We start from the raw sequence: 18,628 nt of genomic DNA on the forward strand, positions 1-18,628 counted from the left end.
GGGAATATAATTAGCGCCGGCTGTGTATAAGCTGTATCAGAATCGGTACAGTTATTCGGTGGACTGGCATTTTAAACAGCAACTGCTGACAATATCCACTCTACCTGCTTAACGCAAGCGAAAGTGGTTTTTTCTTGGATAACAATCATATTTTGATGAATTCAAACACCAGTGTAGTTGAATATCTTGAGGCTCTTCGACAATCAAGAAAATTCGGGCCACAGGTTGTATGTCATAAAACGTTGGCTTCACAATCAAAGATACTGGCTAAGAAACTTCCGCAGCTCAACGATTTGCTGATCAAGCATTTAAAATCACAAGGTATACCTGCTCTATATACACATCAGGAAGAAGCCCTACAGCATATTTTCAATGGTGAGGACATAATTGCCGCCACTCCAACGGCATCAGGAAAAAGTATGATATATAATCTTCCTGTTGTGGATATGCTTCTTTCTGACAATCCAGGTTCAGCATTATATCTTTTCCCCCTGAAGGCTCTTGCCCAGGATCAACTCAGGGTTTTCGAGACATACACTCATCTGCTGCCAGATAAAAAGAAAACATATGCAGCTATTTTCGATGGCGATACATCTTCATATCGGCGACGAAGAATACGTGAGGAGAACGTCTCTGTTCTTTTTACTAACCCGGAAATGCTACATTTATCATTACTGCCGTATCACGGAAACTGGATCCATTTTTTCAAAAAGCTTCGGTATATCGTGGTGGATGAGGTTCACACGTATCGCGGAGTGCTTGGTGGGCATATGGCGTGGTTGCTCAGGCGACTTCAGCGAATTGCTTCAATTTATGGAAGCACACCGCAATTTATTATGTTGTCGGCAACTATAGGAAATCCAACTGAACTTGGTGAAAAGCTCACCTCAAGAAAAATCACGATAATTTCTAAAAACGGAGCACCATCTGCCGAAAAACATGTCTTACTCTTAAACCCATGGGATAGTGCGGCCTATACTGCCAGCCAGTTGCTTGAAGCTGCAATTAAAAGAAAACTGCGCACAATCGTTTATACCCAATCCCGTAAAATGACCGAGTTAATTAACATATGGACCAGTCCACGTCTTGGCGAATTAGGGGATAAGCTCAGCTCTTACCGGGCAGGATTTTTACCCGAAGAGCGAAGAGAAATTGAACAGAAACTTTCAAGTGGCGAGTTGTACGGGGTAATCTCAACATCGGCACTGGAATTAGGGATAGATATTGGCAATCTTGATTTGTGTATTTTGGTTGGATATCCGGGATCGATAATGGCTACCTGGCAACGGGGAGGGCGGGTAGGCAGAAGTGAAAGAGTGTCTGCTATTGTTCTGATCGCCCAGGAAGATGCTCTTGATCAGTATTTTATGCGAAACCCCGAAGATTTCTTCGGACGACAGGTAGAGTCTGCTACCCTCAACGAATACAATACTTCAATAATGTCTCAACACCTGCATTGTTGTGCTGCTGAATCACCATTACTCGCCGGAGAAGTGTTACTCGAAAACGATGTGGTCCAGGAAATAGTTCAGAATCTAACCAGAGAATCGGTACTCCTTCAGGCGGCTGATGGGACAAAATGGTTTGCCAGCAGGAAATATCCTCAGCGTCATGTCAGTCTTAGGGGTGGTGGTAACCAGTTGTCTATTATTAATGGTGACAGCGGTGAGATAATCGGAGAGATCGACAGTAACCGGGCGATGAAAGAGTGTCATCCGGGAGCAATATACATTCACAGGGCAAGGACCTGGATCGTGTTAAATCTTGATTTTGAAGGACGGGAGGTTGTTGTTTCTGAGAAGAAGCCATCATTTTTCACACGTCCAATGTCTAACAAAAACACAACTATTCTTGATACTGTTAAACGAACAATGAGTTTTCAGGCCAGAGTTTCTTTTGGAAATCTTAAAGTCACTGAACAGGTAACAGGATTTCAGAAACGCAATAACTCTACTCAGAAATTGATAGCGACGATACCGCTTGATCTACCTGAGCAGACAATTGAAACTGAAGGAATCTGGCTGGATATTCCTGATTATATTAAACAGTCACTCGAACAGGATAAATATCATTTCATGGGTGCAATCCATGCACTTGAACATGCAATGATTGCTGTTTTTCCTTTATTGGTGCTCTGTGACAGAAATGATATTGGTGGTATCTCCTGTCCTCTGCATGAGCAGACAGAAGAAGCTACAGTTTTCATTTATGATGGTCATGCTGGCGGTGTTGGTCTTTCAGAAGAAGCTTTTGAGAAAATTGATGAATTACTTAAACAAACAGATCAAATAATACGATCATGCAGTTGCGAAACCGGCTGCCCTTCATGTGTTCATTCTCCCAAATGCGGTTCCGGCAATCGGCCGATTGATAAAGTAGCCTGCCTGCGTCTTCTTGAATTGCTGCTTCAGCCCGGAGCGGCAGTAGATAATGCATTTAATGATGTAGATCTTCCCGGCCAGGAAAACGTAACTTTACATATCAGTAGTGTTGCTCTACCTACGGTGAAAGTAAAAACAGAATATCTAGGGTTGTCGGTCCTCCCTGAGAGATATGGTGTCTTTGATCTTGAAACCATTCGTTCCGCCGATGAGGTTGGTGGTTGGCATCATGCTGAGCGAATGGGAGTCTCACTTGGGGTTATTTATGATTCACAACTTGACGGATGTATTACCTATCTGGAACACGAGGTTGATGACCTTATCAAACATCTGCAACAACTCGACCTTGTGATAGGTTTTAATAATAAACGATTCGATAATCGTGTACTTTCAGGCTATAGCAGCATTGATCTCAATCAATTGCCGACACTTGACCTCTTAGAACAGGTGACTAATCAGCTTGGATATCGACTGAGTCTTGACAGGATGGTTGAACACACGCTGGGGGTAAAAAAATCTGCAGATGGGCTTCAGGCACTGGCCTGGTACAAAGAGGGGCGAATCGATTTGATCCAGCAATATTGTAAAAAAGATGTAGAACTAACCAGAGACTTGATGAGGTTTATTCTGGAAAACCGGCATTGCCTGTTCAAGAACAAATCAGGGATGATAGTACGTTTACCTTTGTATCTGGACAAACCTATTCAGGCAGTTTTACAGGTGTAAGTTGACCTGTAAAACTGCCTGAATGTAATGCGGATGATCGAAGAAAGAGAGCGTGCAGATTAAGGCCAGAGCAAAGGCTGGTAAATCCAACCCACTGTTCCGCTGCTATGCTTGAGCTGTATCCATTTACCTTTTTGGTCAACCTTGGTCATTATTACTCCGCGCTCAACATCTGCAACAACAGGACTTTTTGTGCTTGGGCCAGAACGCATATTGACACTTTTTTTGGCATTTACAATAACCGTATCATTTTTGCCAATCAAAGAGGTGTGAATCCAACCTGTGTCGCCTTCAAAGTCTGAGATTTGTGCCCACTCGCCTTTTTTAGCAAGAACCTTGAGCGGATATCCTTTGAATAGTTCCATGTATACAGAACTATCAGTGCTGGGAGCTTTCCGCACATTCACATTGTCGCTGGAAACTGTGACATATTCTGCTGCGTACACGGGTGCCGAGATGAATAAACAAACAGCACTTGCAGCAATAAGCTTCCGCGCCCTAGAGTGTAAAAAGGTATAAACTGACATGAGATTTCGCTTGTATTAGGAATGTTTTTTTCAGCTGATTGCTGTATCGAAAACCAGACTCTTCTATAGCATTATTGGAATTTGAAGTCAAACGTCATATGAAACAAATGATTTCTAATTCAATGAGTAGCAATTCTTAACAACTTGTAATTATTGAAATTGAAGCTGTGATTTTTGATAATCCATTATTGATTTCGCACCAAGGGGTAGAGTGAGATTATCTGCGAAGTGACCACTAGGGAAACTACCCCATACAGGAATTTGTAAATCACTGGTCAAATCAAGAACCCTTCGCCATATATACTCTGTGTAGCGTATTTTCTCAAGGCTATCCTGCTCGGCTCCCATTCGGAAATCTCCAAGGACGATACCATTTACCTTTTTTAATTTTCCTGTCAGGTGAAGTTGCGTCAGCATTCTGTCAATCTTATAGATAGGTTCCCCAATATCCTCCAGTAGAAGAATGGCTCCATCCCAATCGACATCCGCTGGTGTTCCCAGGGTTGTCATCAACGTACTGAGGTTGCCACCTAGAAGTGTTCCTGTGGCACTCGTATCACCTTTCAAAATTTCAATTTTTGAATATGAGACACCTTTTCTCCAATTACCTTTAAGGCACTCGTAGAATCTCTCCAAAGCGATGTTTGAGCAGTCGCAAAGCGATGTCACAACAGGCCCATGAAAACTTACCATGCCTGTCCTACTTGCTATCTGATTCAGTAGCACACTTATATCAGAGAAGCCGATAAACATTTTAGGGTGTTGTCTGAAAAGATCGAAGTTCATTTTGTCAAGGAGCCGTATACAGCCATAGCCTCCTCTCATTGCCATTACTGCGTCAATCTCTGGATCGACGAGCATTTTATGAATTTCCTCTGCCCGATTATCATCAGTGTCAGCAAGATATCCTTGGCCGGGCCACATTTGACGCGGAAAACGTGGTTCAAATCCCATGTCGTGAAGGATGTTAAGTCCTTGTTCAAATCGAGCTTTATCTGTGATTTGTCCGGCCGGGGCGACAATTCCTATAACCGACCCCTTTTTTAACGGTGTCGGGATGATGCTGGAGGGTTTCATGAAGATACTTTTTCGTTATAAATAATTTTAAGACCTTTAAGAGTAAGTAGCGGGTCAATAGTGTCAATTACAGAGGCGTAGGGAGAGATCAATGATGCCATTCCACCTGTAGCGATAACGTGCAACTCGGTACCTTCAGCAATATGCATTTCTTTCTTTATCCCGGCTATCATGCCGTCGAGCATTGCGCCATAACCGTAAAGTATTCCGCTCTTCATTGCTTCAATAGTCGATTTCCCAATTATATTTTTCGGCCCTTTTGAGACATCAATGTGAGGAAGTTTTGCTGTCTTGCTTGAAAGTGCTTCAAGTGATACCGCTACTCCAGGTAAAATTGCACCACCAAGATATTCGCATTGGGCCGTCACGCAATCGAAGGTAATGGCCGTGCCGAAATCGACAACAACCAGGTTACAGGGATATTCTTTGTATGCTGCGATAGCATTAACCAGTCTGTCGGCACCAATTTCTGCCGGGTTGGGCAGCTGTATATCTATCATGTCTGATACATTGACATTTGAGACTACCAGTATCGGCACGGTGAGATGGCCAAAAAGATGGTTTTGAAAACACGCATGCCAGGCTGCTTCAAGCGTCGGCACGACACTTGCGAGTACCACTCCGTGAATTTCTTCAGTATTGATTTTCTCCATCGCAAAGAGAGTATGATATTGAATGGCAAGCTCGTCTGCTGTCATTTTTCTGTCAGATTTAAGTCTCCATTTACCGATGAGATCATCACCGGAATATAGACCCGTAACAGTGTGTGAATTACCGACATCAATAACAAATAGCATCAATTTATTCCTTGGTTGAATGTCTTAATTTGAATTGTCTTTTTTTAAATATCCCTGCTAGAATATTCGAACATACGAAAAAATAAAAGCAGCTTACAGTAACATTGAGTCAGACTACTTTATCAAGGGCCTTATGATGAGCACAGTTTCAAAAGAACTGAATGTGAATACAGATACCCAGAAGAGCAGATATTTGTTTTTTTCATCTCGCCAGTGAAGATTATGCGTTTGAGATGTTTTTATGTTACAGAAATCATCGGCATAGTGAAAAATACCGATGTACCGGAAACGCCACCATATGTAAAGGGGGTAAAAAACCTTATAGGGCATGTAATACCAGCAATGGATGTCCGGTTACTATTCAATCTTGAAGGATGAACGTACGATGACCGAACATGTATTATCGTTGTAAGGGTAGATACAACTGCAATAGGCCCCGTAGTAGACAAGGTAAATGAAGTTACTGAAATTCCTGAGAACAGGGTTAAACAGATAAGCTATCAGGATTCATCAGATACGAATCGTTTTATTCGTGGAGTAGGGAAACTCGAAACCGGTGTAAAAATAGTCCTTAATTTGAAAAATCTTCTTTATGATGAAGAAATGTTATTAGTAGAGGAGGAATAATACATAATGCCCATGACTGATGAACCACTTCTGGTGAGTACGACTTTTGAACGACAGGAGCACGCGGAAGATGTCGCCCGCGCTTTATTAAATAAACGGATCATCGCATGTGCTCAGGTGCACGGCCCCGTTAAAAGTATGTATTGGTGGAAAAATGAAATCCAGGAGTCGGTGGAGTTCTTGCTGACACTAAAGACTCTGGATTCCTTGTATCCAGAAGTCGAAAGCACAATACTTGAGGAACACCCGTACGATCTGCCTGAGATTATTGCTGAACCACTTGTCCGCATAAGCTCTGATTACCTCAATTGGATGAAAGGAGAAATGGAGCGATGAGTGAAGGAAGTACTAAAAAAGGATACCGCAAAAGACGTCTTGGTGAGTATCGATGTCATTGCTGTAATGAAAAACAGGAGTTTTGCTGGAGCTGTCCTTGTGGATTCCAGATTTGTAAAGAGTGTTTTGAAGAAAATAAATGGGGTATCAGCAATGGTCCTACCTGGATTTGCCCGGATTGCGAACGCATCAGAATGATGTGATCCTCCACATGTTTGATAGATTTCCATCTTTCTAAAAAAAATATTTTTATCTATTATTCCAAGCATATCAGCTCTCAAGCTGTGTTTATAACCGTTTGAGAGGAACCTTTGGTTCTTTTTGTCTTTAAAGATAGATTGAGCCCATGCATGTCTGTTGCCAATTGATACCAAATACAATAGTATGTGCTGAATAATTTCTAAGTTGAACCTCTTTGCCTTATGCTGAATATGAACGCATCCACACACAATTACGACGAAAGTAAGATCAAAACACTCAGTTCGTTGGAGCATATCCGAAAACGCCCCGGTATGTATATCGGCAGATTGGGAGATGGCTCGAACCAGCACGACGGTATTTACATTCTATTGAAAGAGGTGGTTGATAATTCCGTAGATGAATTCATCATGGGAGCAGGGAAACGTGTTGATGTCACCATCGAAGATAACGGAATTGCCAAGGTCCGTGATTACGGCCGTGGCATACCACTAGGCAAAATTGTCGACTGTGTTTCAGTTATTAACACAGGTGCGAAATACAATACTGATGTGTTTCAATTTTCGGTAGGACTAAACGGTGTAGGCACAAAGGCGGTTAACGCTCTTTCCACGTTTTTCCGTGTCACGGCATATCGTGATGGCAAGTTTGCTTCTGCTGAATTCGCAAATGGCGAGCTTCAGAAGCAGGAAGAAGGCGACACCACAGAGAAGAATGGAACATATATCGAGTTCCTGCCGGACCGTAACATGTTTCCTGATTTTCAATACGATCCGAAATTCATTGAAAGCCGCATGTGGCGTTACGCATACCTTAATGCGGGCTTAAAGCTGTATCTGAACAAACAATTGTATTTTTCCTCTAACGGCCTGCTCGATCTGCTCGACAAGGAACTCGACGGGGAAAATATCTACCACCCTATTTATTATAAAGATTCTACCTGTGAATTCGCTTTTTCTCACATAGATTCCTATGGTGAAAACTATTACACTTTTGTTAACGGAACCTATACAAGTGAAGGTGGTACACACCTATCTGCTTTTCGTGAAGGCATCCTGAAGGGCATAAATGAATTCTCGGGGAAAAAATTTATAAATACCGACGTTAGAGACGGTATCGTCGGTACTCTTGCAATAAAAGTAAAAGAGCCCGTTTTTGAGTCTCAAACTAAAAACAAACTCGGTAATACAGAAGTTCGATCCTGGATTGTCAATAAAGTGCGTGATGCCGTTTCGAGTGCACTATACAAAAACTCAGAAACAGCAGAAATGCTGATCGAGAAAATCCAGAGAAACGAAAAAGTCCGAAAAGAACTCCAGTCTGTAAGGAAAGAGGCTCGTGCCAAAGCACGGAAGGTGGCTTTTAAGATTCCGAACCTGAAAGATTGTAAATATCACCCAGCCAAAGGTAAACCATCGCCTGAAGGTCGGGAAAATATGATCTTTATTACTGAGGGACAATCTGCAGCAGGCTCTATCGTTTCATCACGCGATCCTTTGACCCAAGCGGTTTTCTCTCTTAAGGGAAAACCAATGAATGTTCTTGGGCAAAAGCTGGCTCTTCTCTATAAAAATGAGGAAATGTATTCCCTTATGCGGGCACTGGATATTGAGGATTCAATCTCAACTCTCAGGTTCGACAAAGTCATTTTAGCCACTGATGCGGATGTCGATGGTTTACATATCCGCAACTTGCTTCTAACATTTTTTCTTCACTATTTTGAACCTTTAGTTAAGCTTGGGCATATTTACATTCTTGAAACCCCGATCTTTCGAGTTCGGAATAAACAGGAAACTGTTTATTGTTATTCTGAAAAAGAAAAAATATCTGCGACAAAAAAGCTTGAGGGCAGGGGAAAGCGAAAGGTCAATGTTGAAACAACCCGGTTCAAAGGGCTTGGTGAAATATCGCCAAAAGAGTTCAAACAATTCATTGCTGATGATATTCGGCTCAGAAGTGTCACACTAGATTCATTGAGTGAGGTCGCAAAAGTACTGTCCTTTTACATGGGTAAAAACACACCTGAGCGAAAAAAATATATCATGGAAAATCTTGTAGCTATTGAGCAAATCTAAGGTAATACCTTAACCATCTATCGGGGAGATTGTCCGAGAATCATAGTTCTTGTCAAAATCGAGAATTTTTATAAAAATACAAACAGCATATGTATGATCTTGCGAGCAGTATTTTTTTGAATGTTGAAGAGTTTGAGAAGTGGGCTATTCTCGGACAGCCTCCTAGTCTCTCATGAAATAAGGTATGTCGAGCCACTGCATGGAACCATCACCTGGAAAACTACATAAGCTTTTTGACGAAAATTTTCTCGAATACACTTCCTATGTAATCAGGGAGCGTGCTATTCCGGCTATCGAAGACGGTTTGAAGCCCGTCCAGCGCCGTATCCTTCAGACGCTTTTCAATATGGAAGATGGCCGTTACCACAAGGTGGCAAATCTTGTAGGTGAGACCATGAAGCTTCACCCGCATGGTGACCAGTCCATCTTTGCTGCTCTGGTCAATCTCGCCAATAAAGGCTATCTCATAGATAGGCAAGGGAATTTTGGCAATATATTCACAGGAGACCAGGCCTCTGCGGCCAGATATATCGAATGTAGACTGTCTCCGCTTGCAAAAGAGGTACTGTTTAACAAGGATTTAACAGAATTTGTTGATTCCTATGATGGGCGAATGAAGGAACCCGTTACCCTTCCAGCAAAAATCCCCTTGTTACTTCTCCAGGGAGCTGAGGGAATTGCCGTGGGCATGGCCACCAAAATCATGCCACACAATTTTTGTGAACTCCTTGAGGCCCAAAAATCAATTTTGCGCGGAGAAGAATTCACGATCTACCCTGATTTCCCCCAGTATGGTTTTGTAGACGTATCAAACTATGAAGATGGTAATGGTAAGATTCGTTGTCGGGCACGGATAGAAGAGAAAAATGACAAAACTATAACGATTAAAGAGATTCCATATACGACGACCACCCAATCGCTGATAGAGTCTGTGGAAAAAGCTGCCAAGGCAGGCAAAATTAAAATCATATCAATAAGCGATTACACCGCAGAACATGTCGAGATCGAGGTAAAACTTGCTCGAGGAATCCACGCCTCAGATACGATTAAAGCATTGTATGCTTTTACGGACTGTGAAGTTCCTATATCTCCCAACCTCACATTGATAAATGGCAATCATCCTGAGACAGTTTCCGTTTCCGATGTCTTGAGATACAACACTGAAAAGTTGGTAGTCGATCTTACGCGCGAGCTTGAAATTGATCTTGGACGCCTTAAAGACAAGCTTCATGCGCGTATGCTTGAACAGATTTTTATTGAAGAGCGACTATATAAAAATATCGAAGAAAAGACCACATACAAAGATATCATAGAAACTGTCGATGTTTCTCTTCTGCCATATTCCGAAGAGTTAATCAGGCCTGTCGCTCTTGAAGATATTGAACGTTTACTGGAAATTAAAATTAAACGTATTTCAAGATTTGATATCGAAAAGCAGCAAAAAGAGATTAGAGCGATTAATAAAGATATCAAGGTGATTGAAAAATCACTTAAAGATATGATCGGGTATACAGTCAGTTACCTAGATGATTTGCTTACCAAATACGGGCCTTCCTTCCCTAGAAAGACTGAATTACATGAATTTACTGAAGTGAGTGTCAGGAAGGCTGCATTCAGTAATCTCACAGTATGCTATGACAGGGAGACTGGATTTCTTGGTCATCAGATAAAGACCGAGCATGAGGAAGGCGAGCCTGAACCAATCAACTGCTCTGAATATGATCGTCTTTTTCTTCTCTATGCCAGCGGTATTTATAAAATTATTCCGGTTACGGAAAAACTTTTTGTCGGGCATGATATTGAATGGATTGGAAAGGTAAGTAAGAATTTGATTTTCAATCTGGTTTACAGGGATGGAAAAGAAAATCTGGTTTATGTCAAACGCTTCAAAATGCCTTCCTTTATTATGGAAAAAGAATACACTCTTTTTCCAGCACATAAACGATCCAAGATATTACTATTCATACTCGGTAAGGATAAGTATGCCAGAGTAAATCTCATGCCGTCCGCCCGTGCCCGAACAAATGTTGTAGATATTGATTTTGAGGAGTACCTCATCAAGGGTGCAGCTGCTAAAGGGAAACGGGTATCCAACCGACTTGTTCGCCGTGTCTATGAAACTACGGAAAAGATGCAGGCCGAAAAAAAGAAAAACCACGTGCTACCTGGAATCATACCCGACACCACTCCGACTGATACATCCGAGACCTCTTTGCCTGATGAATTTCAAAAAAATAAGATTGAGAACAGTAACGAAGAAGAGTAGGGCGGTTGAAGTATAGAGTATAGCCTCGGTAATGTTAGCAGGTGCTGACTGAATGGCTTAATTGCGTCAGCAAAAATTAAAAAAGCGATGTCGTAAATAATTACGACATCGCTTTTTTTTTTGTGAATCCTTAAGGTACTGTCAGTGCTGTTTTATATCATTCCTGGATCAGTTTTCCTTTTAAGGAATGTTGTCCTGCATGATATATTTCAACACGTATAAAGTCACCGGGTATAGCGGTAGACTCTTCATTCACATGAACAATGTGGTTCGAAGATGTCCTACCTTTTACGCCTTCGTCGGTAATCGCTTCGATCATAATTTCTTTAATCTGACCGACGTACTTGCGATTTTGCTCAAGACTGATTTCATCCTGACGTGCCTGGAATTGTATCAATCTTGTGGTTTTTACATCTTCAGGAACTTTATCTTCGAAGTCACTTGAGCGTGTTCCGGGCCTGTCAGAGTACTTAAAAGAAAAAGATCCGTGATAACGAACTCTTTCCAGCATTTCCATCGTGCCCTGAAAATCTTCGTCAGTTTCACCAGGGAACCCAACTATTATGTCTGTGCTTAAAGCAATATCCGGACAATACGATCGAAGCGTATCTACAAGTTCCAAATATTGTTCAACAGAATATTTTCGGTTCATTTTTTTCAAAACTGCATCAGATCCAGCCTGAACAGGAAGATGAAACTGAGGACAAAGATTCGGAATATCCTTAAAGCACTTCATTAACTCATCAGACAAATCCTTTGGGTTAGACGTAGTAAAACGAAGTCTCGCAACACCAGGAATCTTCGAAACAGCATGAAGTAGATCTGAAAAAGTATATGGAAGTCCATTATCTGTTACTATATTTGTCCTGCCGTACGAGTTAACATTTTGACCAAGAAGAGTTATTTCTTTTACGCCACTGGCAACCACAGCTTTAACTTCGTCGATTATATCACTGACCTTGCGTGATACTTCACGTCCACGTGTGTAAGGGACAACACAATATGCACAGTAGTTGTTACAGCCCTGCATAATCGTAACAAACTTGCGAAAGGTAGTGGGAACATCACGTTCAGCGCTTGCTTTACTTGAATCTTCCGACTCATTTGGCATGAAACGAGGAATAGCGTACTCATCTTCCATGCCTATAGCAATATAGCCGGGAGAGACCCTGGCCTTCTCAAGCAAATCGCCAATATTGTATATATTCTGTGTGCCAACGACGAGATCTATATGTGGCATTTTCTCAACAAGTCGTTCTCCTTCCTGTTGAGCAACGCAGCCGGCAACACAGATTTGCATGCCCTTTCGGGATTTTTTTACCTTTCTAAGCATACCGAGCAGACTCATTACTTTCTGCTCAGCTTTTGCCCGAATCGAACAGGTGTTAAGAATGACAAGATCAGCGTCTTCGATGTCCATGCTTTCAACATAACCGCTCATCGCAAGGGCTTGAGACATAATCTCGGAGTCACGTTCGTTCATTTGACATCCGAATGTTTTTACAAAAAATGTTCTCTGGATCATTAACTTCGCAATTTTAGAGATTAAATGGAGATAAAAGGGCAGAAGGGGGCTTCATACCAATTTGGGTGCAATTGAAGAGAGCAATCCAAAAAGATCTTTCCGGGAATCGGCAATGTATCTAACAAGGACGAGGCCTTTTTTCATATCGTAGCTGGAAAGAATTGCCATATTATCGTATCCCTCCAGAATAAATTTCAAATAATGAAATCTGTCGGGAGCGATACGAAGATATAATTCCTGTGAACAGGTAGTCATAATGTCTTAATCACACTGATAACGATGAATCAAAATCACCGATACTATCAATATTTGCCTGCAAAATCGGATTTACCACTTCAACTAGAAATTCATGTGTCTGCTCAGCGGCACGACCAGTGAATTGCTGATAATCACCGATAATTTCCTGCAGTTCTTTAATACTGAAGGGAATTCGATCATCGCCAGCTAGTCGCATAAGCAGATCATTCTCTTTACCTTCTTCTTTAACAACTTTGCCTGCAGCCATAGAATGTTCTTTAACAACCTCATGCATTTCCTGACGACTTTCACCGCGTTCAACCGCTTCCATGAGAATTTTTTCCGTAGACATAAACGGTAATTCAGAACGAAGATGTTTTTCGGTTTGCTTCGGAAATACAACCATATCAGATGTTATATTGACAAATAACTTCAATATCGCATCTGTCAAGAGGAAGGCCTGCGGGATGTCCATTCTACGAATAGCGGAATCATCGAGTGTTCTCTCAAACCACTGATTGGAATAGGTACCTGCAAAATTCTGAGGCAGTCCCATAAGCTTTCTTGCAAGCCCAGTCATTCTTTCCGATCTCATCGGGTTACGTTTGTACGCCATGGCAGAAGAACCGGTCTGATTCTTTGCAAAAGGCTCTTCCTGGGTTTTAAGGTTTGAGAGGAGACGAAGATCAACAGCAAACTTGTGAGCAGTAGCACCAATGCCAGAGAGTGTTTCAGAAAGTTTCATATCGAGCTTTCTGCTATACGTCTGGCCGGTAACAGGGATAGTTCCTGCAAATCCAAGTTTTTTGGCAACGAGTTCATCAAGCTGACGAACTTTAGCGTGATCACCTTTGAAAAGTTCAATAAAGGTTGCCTGGGTTCCCACAGTTCCTTTGGCGCCTCGTGCTCGAATATTTGACATGAAAAAGTCAACATACTCAAGATCTGTAAGTAAATCCTGGAGGTAAAGTGTGTTTCTCTTACCAACAGTCGTTGGTTGAGCAGGTTGATAATGGGTGTAGCCAAGGGTAGGGAGGTCTTTGTATCTGTCACAGAAAAAGGCCAGATTTTTAATAACCTGAAGAAGGGCACTACGAATTAACTCGAAGGCCTGTTTCTGAACAAGCAGGTCGGTATTGCAGACAACAAACTGTGATGTTGCACCTAAATGAATAATACCTGCAGCCTTAGGGCATTTGGTACCAAACTCGAATACATGCGCCATGACATCGTGACGAATCTCTTTCTCTTTTTCAGCAGCCAGATCGTAATCAATGTTTTCTGCATTAGCCTTCATTTCTTCAATCATTTCAGCAGAAACGATATCAGTAAGGCCCAGTTCATATTGGGCCTCAGCAAGAGCAATCCAGCATTTTCTCCAGGTAGTGAATTTAGTTTTCTCGGAAAATAGTTTTTGCATTTCCTTGCTTGTGTATCTACTGACAAGCGGTTCCTGATATATTTCTCTATTCATTGTAAATCACCACAGGGATGTAATTTTTTATTGCACAGTCAGTAGCATGAGTCAGGTCCTGCATGATGACGTTTGGCTAATGCTAAGACATATGGTTTACATGGAGTTTATGCAGAACCTGATAACATACCATCTTTTGATTAAAAATAAAACAGAGTGGATTTTCTTGTTCTGATTATTGGTACCAGTTGCGAAGCTATAAACGACATTAAAAAACACATATATCCAATGTCGCATAATGTATATTATGTATATATTCATATTATCGTATTAATCCAAACACATGAATACCCGCTGTTGTCGAGATTATCTAGTCAATATTTTGTCTCGTGAGGAGTCGATAAAAACAGGAAGAGAATTTACATTAAGAAAATACTGGATTGAGAAAGCATGAAATTGTAGGAATTTTTTAAACTACAACTCTGCCTAGAAAGACTCCAGGCAGTAACGGCAGTGAGTCTTTCAAATATCCACAATGCGTAATTGCCAATCAACAACTCCACGATATCTGTTTATCATTGGACTGAATGTGATCTGGCGATGAGGATCTCGACGAATATCTTCGTACTTATCACCAAGACCAAATCCCACCCCCCTGTAATTCGTATAACTTCCGCGAATCGTCACCTGTATGTGCTGCCTGTTACCACCAATTGCTTTGCAACTCACCACGTCAGCCTGTCGATCCAGGAATACCGGCTTTTCATTTCCCGGACCAAATGGTTCAAACTTCATAAGATACTTCAGGGTTTCTTCCGACATGATTTCATCAATACTTCCTTCAACAATAACCCCTTTTGTTTTGGGTATATGCATGTTGTTGAGTTTCTGAATTTCAACCTGCCTGTTGAATGCTTCATGAAATGTTTTGAATTGGTTTTCTGACACTGTAAGGCCAGCCGCCATTTCATGACCACCGTATTTTACTATCAATTGGTCACAGGATTTTAGACATTCGATTAAATTAATTCCTTCGATAGATCTGCCCGAACCTTTAAAAGCAATATTTCCATCACTATCAGTCTCTCTTGAGAAAACTATTGTTGGTTTTCTATAAATATCTACAATTTTTGAAGCAACAATTCCGATAACTCCACTATGAAAGTCACCTGCAACTACAGACACATGACTGTCTTCAGTGTTGTAGCGATTCATATTATTTAAAGCTGATTCGAGGTTGTCCTGGCAGATACTTTTTCTCTTTTCATTGTACCCTTCCAGCCTTTTTGACAGCTTCGCCCCTGAAGTCGAGTTGTCACATGTCATTAAGTCCACTGCAACATCTGCTGATCCAAGCCTTCCCGCAGCGTTGATACGCGGGCCAACCGAAAAGCTGATATCTTCAGTGGTTAGCGGTCCACCTTTAAGCCCGGATGCTTCAAGCAAAGCTTTAAGACCCGGAATATTCGTTTCTTCCAGTGATTCCATTCCAGCCCGGATAAGCACCCTGTTTTCTTTTGTAATATCAACAAGATCTGATATTGTTCCAAGCGCAACAAAGCCTAAATACTCTTTCATATTAGGTCGTTCGCCGTTCTTGAAATATCCACCTTGTTCTAATGCTGTGCGTAAAGCTGCAGCAAGATAGAATGCTACGCCAACTCCAGCAAGCTTGTAATTTTGAAATCCACACCCTTTTTGGTTTGCGTTAAGAATAACGCAATCAGGAAGATCACCAATTGGCACTTGGTGATGGTCCGTTACGATAACAGTACCACCCAGTGCTTGAATCCCCTTAACCTCTTCAGGATTGGAAATTCCACAGTCAACTGTGATGAGAATAAAATTATCGCAATCTAGAGAGTCTAATAATTGCTTAAATGACTCAAGATTTAACCCATAACCATCTATTAATCTATTTGGTACTCGCCAATGAGGTTCAACACCAAGTTCTCTAAAGAAATTCACAAGCAGTGAAGTTGCTGTAGTTCCGTCTACATCGTAGTCACCCCAGACTATAATTTCTGTGCCCTGCTCTATTCCTTCAACTATTACCTTCACCGCATCCCCCATTCCTTTCATACCCATCGGGTGCGGAAGCGTGTCGAGTCTCGGAGCCAGAAACTGTTGAATTTCAGATTCGTTAGTTAGCCCCATCCTGTTAAGCATTTTAGTAATTATTGAAGGTAAATCTGATGTATTCATAGAGTGTTAAGGGATGTCGTAGGTGATAGGCTGCCGTAAGCAGGTAATTTCGGCAACAGAATGCTTAGCATGCATTAGAAGTCTGTTTGCAGAAAAGGATGCATTGATCAAAAAGGAGTAAATTGTTTTTGCTGGTGATATTTTGGTTGAAATACAACACGTTATCTTGATTTCAACCAAGATTCTATTCTGCACTTAATTTTTGCAGTTTCAGTTACTTGATTCCATTCAAGTCCATCAATTTTCTTAAACCAGGTGTATTGACGTTTGGCATAACGCCTTGTGTCCCGGGCGAGCAGTTCCTGCATTTCGGCAAATGTCCACTTGTCGTAAATATAATTCAACATATGTCTATATCCGATAGAGCCCATTGAATTGAGATTTTCGTTATAACCCATTTCCAATAATGACCTGACTTCTTTCTCCAATCCGCTATCAAGCATGATTTCGGTTCGTAAATTTATTCTTTCATAGAGGCGTTTGCGGTCACAGGTGAGTCCGATTTGTAATATGTTTTCCAGAATACTGCCCTGCTGCTGCTCACTTTGGATTCGAATATGCTCAGACCAGGGTATGCCACTCGCTATATATATTTCGAGCCCGCGTATCACCCGGTTTGTATCATTAGGATGGATTCTATGTGCGGATATTTCATCACATGAAGTTAATTCTTCATGTAGTTTCGAGCTTCCATCTTTAACTAATCGTTCATTTAATTCAGCACGGATTTTTTCATCTTCAGGGACGCCTGCAAACAACCCTTGAGTAAGTGCTTTGAGGTAAAGACCTGTGCCGCCGGTTAAAAGAGGTATTTTTCCCTTCTCTGCTATCGTCTCTATTGCCGCGGAAGCCTCCCGGACAAATCGTGCTGCATCATATTCTTCATCAGGAAACGCGACATCAATGAGGTGGTGAGGTATGCCCGCCATTTCCTCATGTGTGATCTTAGCGGTACCGATATCCATGTATTTGTATACCTGCATGGAGTCGACACCGATAATCTCGCAATTAAATTCTTTTGCCAGATCAATAGACAAAGATGTTTTACCTATAGCTGTCGGGCCTACCAAGGCAATTGCCGGTATTTTTTGTAATTTTTCTTTTTGAAGCATTTTTAATTATTCAAATGAAATATGGTCACGTAAACTGGCATAGCGTTTTTCACCTATGCCTCGGATTTGCATAAATTGCACTCCTGAATGGATTCCACCATGCACCCCCCGGTATTCAATTATACGATTAGACATTCCACTGCCAATTCCCGGCAGGGTCATCAGTAATTCTTTGCTGGCACTATTAATTTTAACGGGTGCAAAGAAAAAGGGCGTGAATTCGGACCTTATGTTTTTTTCTATAGGGAGTGAATCGCTCTCTGTGTAATTTTCCAATTTCAGTGCATACCCTTGTTGATACAGCGTCATTGCAGTCACGCCGTGATCAATAGAAGTAGAGTCCTTACTCTTTGAGAATGTATGTGTTACTAACACGGAGAGGAAAAAAATCAGAATAACACTTACTCTATGATCGCTATACACAGTAGCAACATTGCGAACAGACATAAAACATCAATTCCTGAAATGATTGATATACATTCCTTAAGATTTATGGTCTTACCAGATGATTATCATGTGCATTACGCATATGTTTATTCGATATGGCCTGAGGAGTACATTTTTTTCTTGTCTCACTCCCCTGCTGCCTGTATAAACGATAGTCCCTGAATTTACGACCACCTTTTCTTATATTCTCCTATGAAATCATCGGATACATTTAATATTGTTCTGGTTCAACCAGAAATACCACCAAACACAGGCTCAATAGCTCGCCTTTGTGGTGCAACAAAAACGATACTCCACCTCGTTCATCCTCTTGGTTTTTCTACTGATGACAAGCACCTTAAGCGTGCTGGCCTCGACTACTGGAAACACGTTGATATTGTACATTGGGACAATTTTGACGACTTCCTGAAGGCCCAGGACGAACGAAAGTTATACTTTTTCACAACCAAAATTACAAAAGCATACACAGAGGCTAAATATGGCCCCGGCGATTTTTTGATTTTCGGTAGAGAAACAAAAGGCTTGTCGGAGGAAATTCGCACGTTATATTCTGACAGATGTTATACACTTCCTATGAATAGTCCGCATATTAGAAGCCTCAACCTTGCTATGACTGCCGGAATTGTCCTGTATGAAGCACTCAGACAGAATGATTTCATGGCCTAAACAAGAAATAGC

At 41.4% G+C, this 18,628-nt stretch carries 15 protein-coding genes and 1 pseudogene; 7 read left to right on the forward strand and 9 right to left on the reverse strand.

Annotated features, from left to right (window positions below; genetic code table 11):
- Positions 1-155: 155 nt before the first annotated feature.
- Positions 156-3,107 (forward strand): DEAD/DEAH box helicase, encoded by a 2,952-nt coding sequence (locus FCL46_RS10335; RefSeq protein ID WP_136806399.1) that lies wholly within the window; start codon positions 156-158, stop codon positions 3,105-3,107.
- A 59-nt stretch (positions 3,108-3,166) separates the two neighbouring features.
- Here FCL46_RS10335 and FCL46_RS10340 read toward each other — a convergent pair whose 3' ends face one another.
- The 3 genes from FCL46_RS10340 to FCL46_RS10350 all read right to left on the reverse strand — a co-directional run bounded on the left by FCL46_RS10340 (position 3,167) and on the right by FCL46_RS10350 (position 5,508).
- Complete coding sequence (locus tag FCL46_RS10340; protein ID WP_267313738.1) at positions 3,167-3,472, reverse strand: SH3 domain-containing protein; 306 nt, start codon at positions 3,470-3,472, stop codon at positions 3,167-3,169.
- 312 nt (positions 3,473-3,784) lie between these two features.
- Positions 3,785-4,711 (reverse strand): S66 peptidase family protein, encoded by a 927-nt coding sequence (locus FCL46_RS10345; protein ID WP_136806401.1) that lies wholly within the window; start codon positions 4,709-4,711, stop codon positions 3,785-3,787.
- Positions 4,708-5,508, reverse strand: coding sequence for a type III pantothenate kinase (locus FCL46_RS10350; RefSeq protein WP_136806402.1), 801 nt, complete (start codon positions 5,506-5,508; stop codon positions 4,708-4,710). The genes FCL46_RS10345 and FCL46_RS10350 overlap by 4 nt, the downstream gene beginning before the upstream one ends.
- 222 nt (positions 5,509-5,730) lie before the next feature.
- Here FCL46_RS10350 and FCL46_RS28795 point away from each other — a divergent pair.
- The 5 genes and pseudogenes from FCL46_RS28795 to FCL46_RS10380 all read left to right on the forward strand — a co-directional run bounded on the left by FCL46_RS28795 (position 5,731) and on the right by FCL46_RS10380 (position 11,010).
- A pseudogene (locus tag FCL46_RS28795) lies at positions 5,731-6,135 on the forward strand (chemotaxis protein CheW).
- Positions 6,136-6,141: 6 nt separating this feature from the next.
- On the forward strand, positions 6,142-6,471 hold the full coding sequence (cutA, locus tag FCL46_RS10365) for a divalent-cation tolerance protein CutA (protein ID WP_136806404.1): 330 nt from the start codon (positions 6,142-6,144) through the stop codon (positions 6,469-6,471).
- On the forward strand, positions 6,472-6,669 hold the full coding sequence (locus tag FCL46_RS10370; RefSeq protein ID WP_153307115.1) for a hypothetical protein: 198 nt from the start codon (positions 6,472-6,474) through the stop codon (positions 6,667-6,669).
- Between the two features lie 233 nt (positions 6,670-6,902).
- Positions 6,903-8,744 carry a DNA topoisomerase IV subunit B gene (locus FCL46_RS10375; RefSeq protein WP_136806406.1) on the forward strand — a complete coding sequence of 614 codons (1,842 nt, stop codon included), beginning with the start codon at positions 6,903-6,905 and terminating at the stop codon, positions 8,742-8,744.
- A 199-nt stretch (positions 8,745-8,943) separates the two neighbouring features.
- Positions 8,944-11,010, forward strand: a complete 2,067-nt coding sequence (locus tag FCL46_RS10380; RefSeq protein ID WP_136806407.1) for a DNA topoisomerase IV subunit A — start codon at positions 8,944-8,946, stop codon at positions 11,008-11,010.
- A 157-nt stretch (positions 11,011-11,167) separates the two neighbouring features.
- Here the strand turns inward: FCL46_RS10380 and miaB are convergent, their stop codons facing one another.
- The 6 genes from miaB to FCL46_RS10410 form a co-directional block, all read right to left on the reverse strand.
- Positions 11,168-12,493: a tRNA (N6-isopentenyl adenosine(37)-C2)-methylthiotransferase MiaB gene (gene miaB, locus FCL46_RS10385; protein ID WP_267313739.1), complete on the reverse strand. Its 1,326-nt coding sequence runs from the start codon at positions 12,491-12,493 to the stop codon at positions 11,168-11,170.
- Positions 12,494-12,586: 93 nt separating this feature from the next.
- Positions 12,587-12,790: a DUF4911 domain-containing protein gene (locus FCL46_RS28800; protein ID WP_136806409.1), complete on the reverse strand. Its 204-nt coding sequence runs from the start codon at positions 12,788-12,790 to the stop codon at positions 12,587-12,589.
- 10 nt (positions 12,791-12,800) lie between these two features.
- On the reverse strand, positions 12,801-14,246 hold the full coding sequence (purB, locus tag FCL46_RS10395; protein WP_136806410.1) for an adenylosuccinate lyase: 1,446 nt from the start codon (positions 14,244-14,246) through the stop codon (positions 12,801-12,803).
- 462 nt (positions 14,247-14,708) lie between these two features.
- On the reverse strand, positions 14,709-16,391 hold the full coding sequence (recJ, locus tag FCL46_RS10400; RefSeq protein WP_136806411.1) for a single-stranded-DNA-specific exonuclease RecJ: 1,683 nt from the start codon (positions 16,389-16,391) through the stop codon (positions 14,709-14,711).
- Between the two features lie 161 nt (positions 16,392-16,552).
- Entirely contained in the window at positions 16,553-17,503 is a 951-nt protein-coding gene (gene miaA, locus FCL46_RS10405; protein ID WP_136806412.1) for a tRNA (adenosine(37)-N6)-dimethylallyltransferase MiaA, read from the reverse strand.
- A gap of 6 nt (positions 17,504-17,509) precedes the next feature.
- Positions 17,510-17,950, reverse strand: coding sequence for a ComEA family DNA-binding protein (locus tag FCL46_RS10410; protein WP_136806413.1), 441 nt, complete (start codon positions 17,948-17,950; stop codon positions 17,510-17,512).
- A 192-nt stretch (positions 17,951-18,142) separates the two neighbouring features.
- On the opposite strand from FCL46_RS10410, the gene FCL46_RS10415 reads away from it, so the two are divergent.
- Positions 18,143-18,616, forward strand: coding sequence for a tRNA (cytidine(34)-2'-O)-methyltransferase (locus tag FCL46_RS10415; protein WP_136806414.1), 474 nt, complete (start codon positions 18,143-18,145; stop codon positions 18,614-18,616).
- Positions 18,617-18,628: the final 12 nt, after the last annotated feature.

The sequence above is a fragment of the Desulfosediminicola flagellatus genome, from assembly GCF_005116655.2.
Classification (GTDB): Bacteria; Desulfobacterota; Desulfobulbia; order Desulfobulbales; family Desulfocapsaceae; genus Desulfopila; species Desulfopila flagellata.

Bases quoted from the DNA above. Each gene is read 5' to 3' on its own strand.
- FCL46_RS10335 (WP_136806399.1), top strand. From the start codon at position 156: ATGAATTCAAACACCAGTGTAGTTGAATATCTTGAGGCTCTTCGACAA.
- FCL46_RS10340 (WP_267313738.1), bottom strand. From the start codon at position 3,472: ATGGAACTATTCAAAGGATATCCGCTCAAGGTTCTTGCTAAAAAAGGC.
- FCL46_RS10345 (WP_136806401.1), bottom strand. From the start codon at position 4,711: ATGAAACCCTCCAGCATCATCCCGACACCGTTAAAAAAGGGGTCGGTT.
- FCL46_RS10350 (WP_136806402.1), bottom strand. From the start codon at position 5,508: ATGCTATTTGTTATTGATGTCGGTAATTCACACACTGTTACGGGTCTA.
- cutA (WP_136806404.1), top strand. From the start codon at position 6,142: ATGCCCATGACTGATGAACCACTTCTGGTGAGTACGACTTTTGAACGA.
- FCL46_RS10375 (WP_136806406.1), top strand. From the start codon at position 6,903: ATGAACGCATCCACACACAATTACGACGAAAGTAAGATCAAAACACTC.
- FCL46_RS10380 (WP_136806407.1), top strand. From the start codon at position 8,944: ATGGAACCATCACCTGGAAAACTACATAAGCTTTTTGACGAAAATTTT.
- miaB (WP_267313739.1), bottom strand. From the start codon at position 12,493: ATGAACGAACGTGACTCCGAGATTATGTCTCAAGCCCTTGCGATGAGC.
- FCL46_RS28800 (WP_136806409.1), bottom strand. From the start codon at position 12,790: ATGACTACCTGTTCACAGGAATTATATCTTCGTATCGCTCCCGACAGA.
- purB (WP_136806410.1), bottom strand. From the start codon at position 14,246: ATGAATAGAGAAATATATCAGGAACCGCTTGTCAGTAGATACACAAGC.
- recJ (WP_136806411.1), bottom strand. From the start codon at position 16,391: ATGAATACATCAGATTTACCTTCAATAATTACTAAAATGCTTAACAGG.
- miaA (WP_136806412.1), bottom strand. From the start codon at position 17,503: ATGCTTCAAAAAGAAAAATTACAAAAAATACCGGCAATTGCCTTGGTA.
- FCL46_RS10410 (WP_136806413.1), bottom strand. From the start codon at position 17,950: ATGTCTGTTCGCAATGTTGCTACTGTGTATAGCGATCATAGAGTAAGT.
- FCL46_RS10415 (WP_136806414.1), top strand. From the start codon at position 18,143: ATGAAATCATCGGATACATTTAATATTGTTCTGGTTCAACCAGAAATA.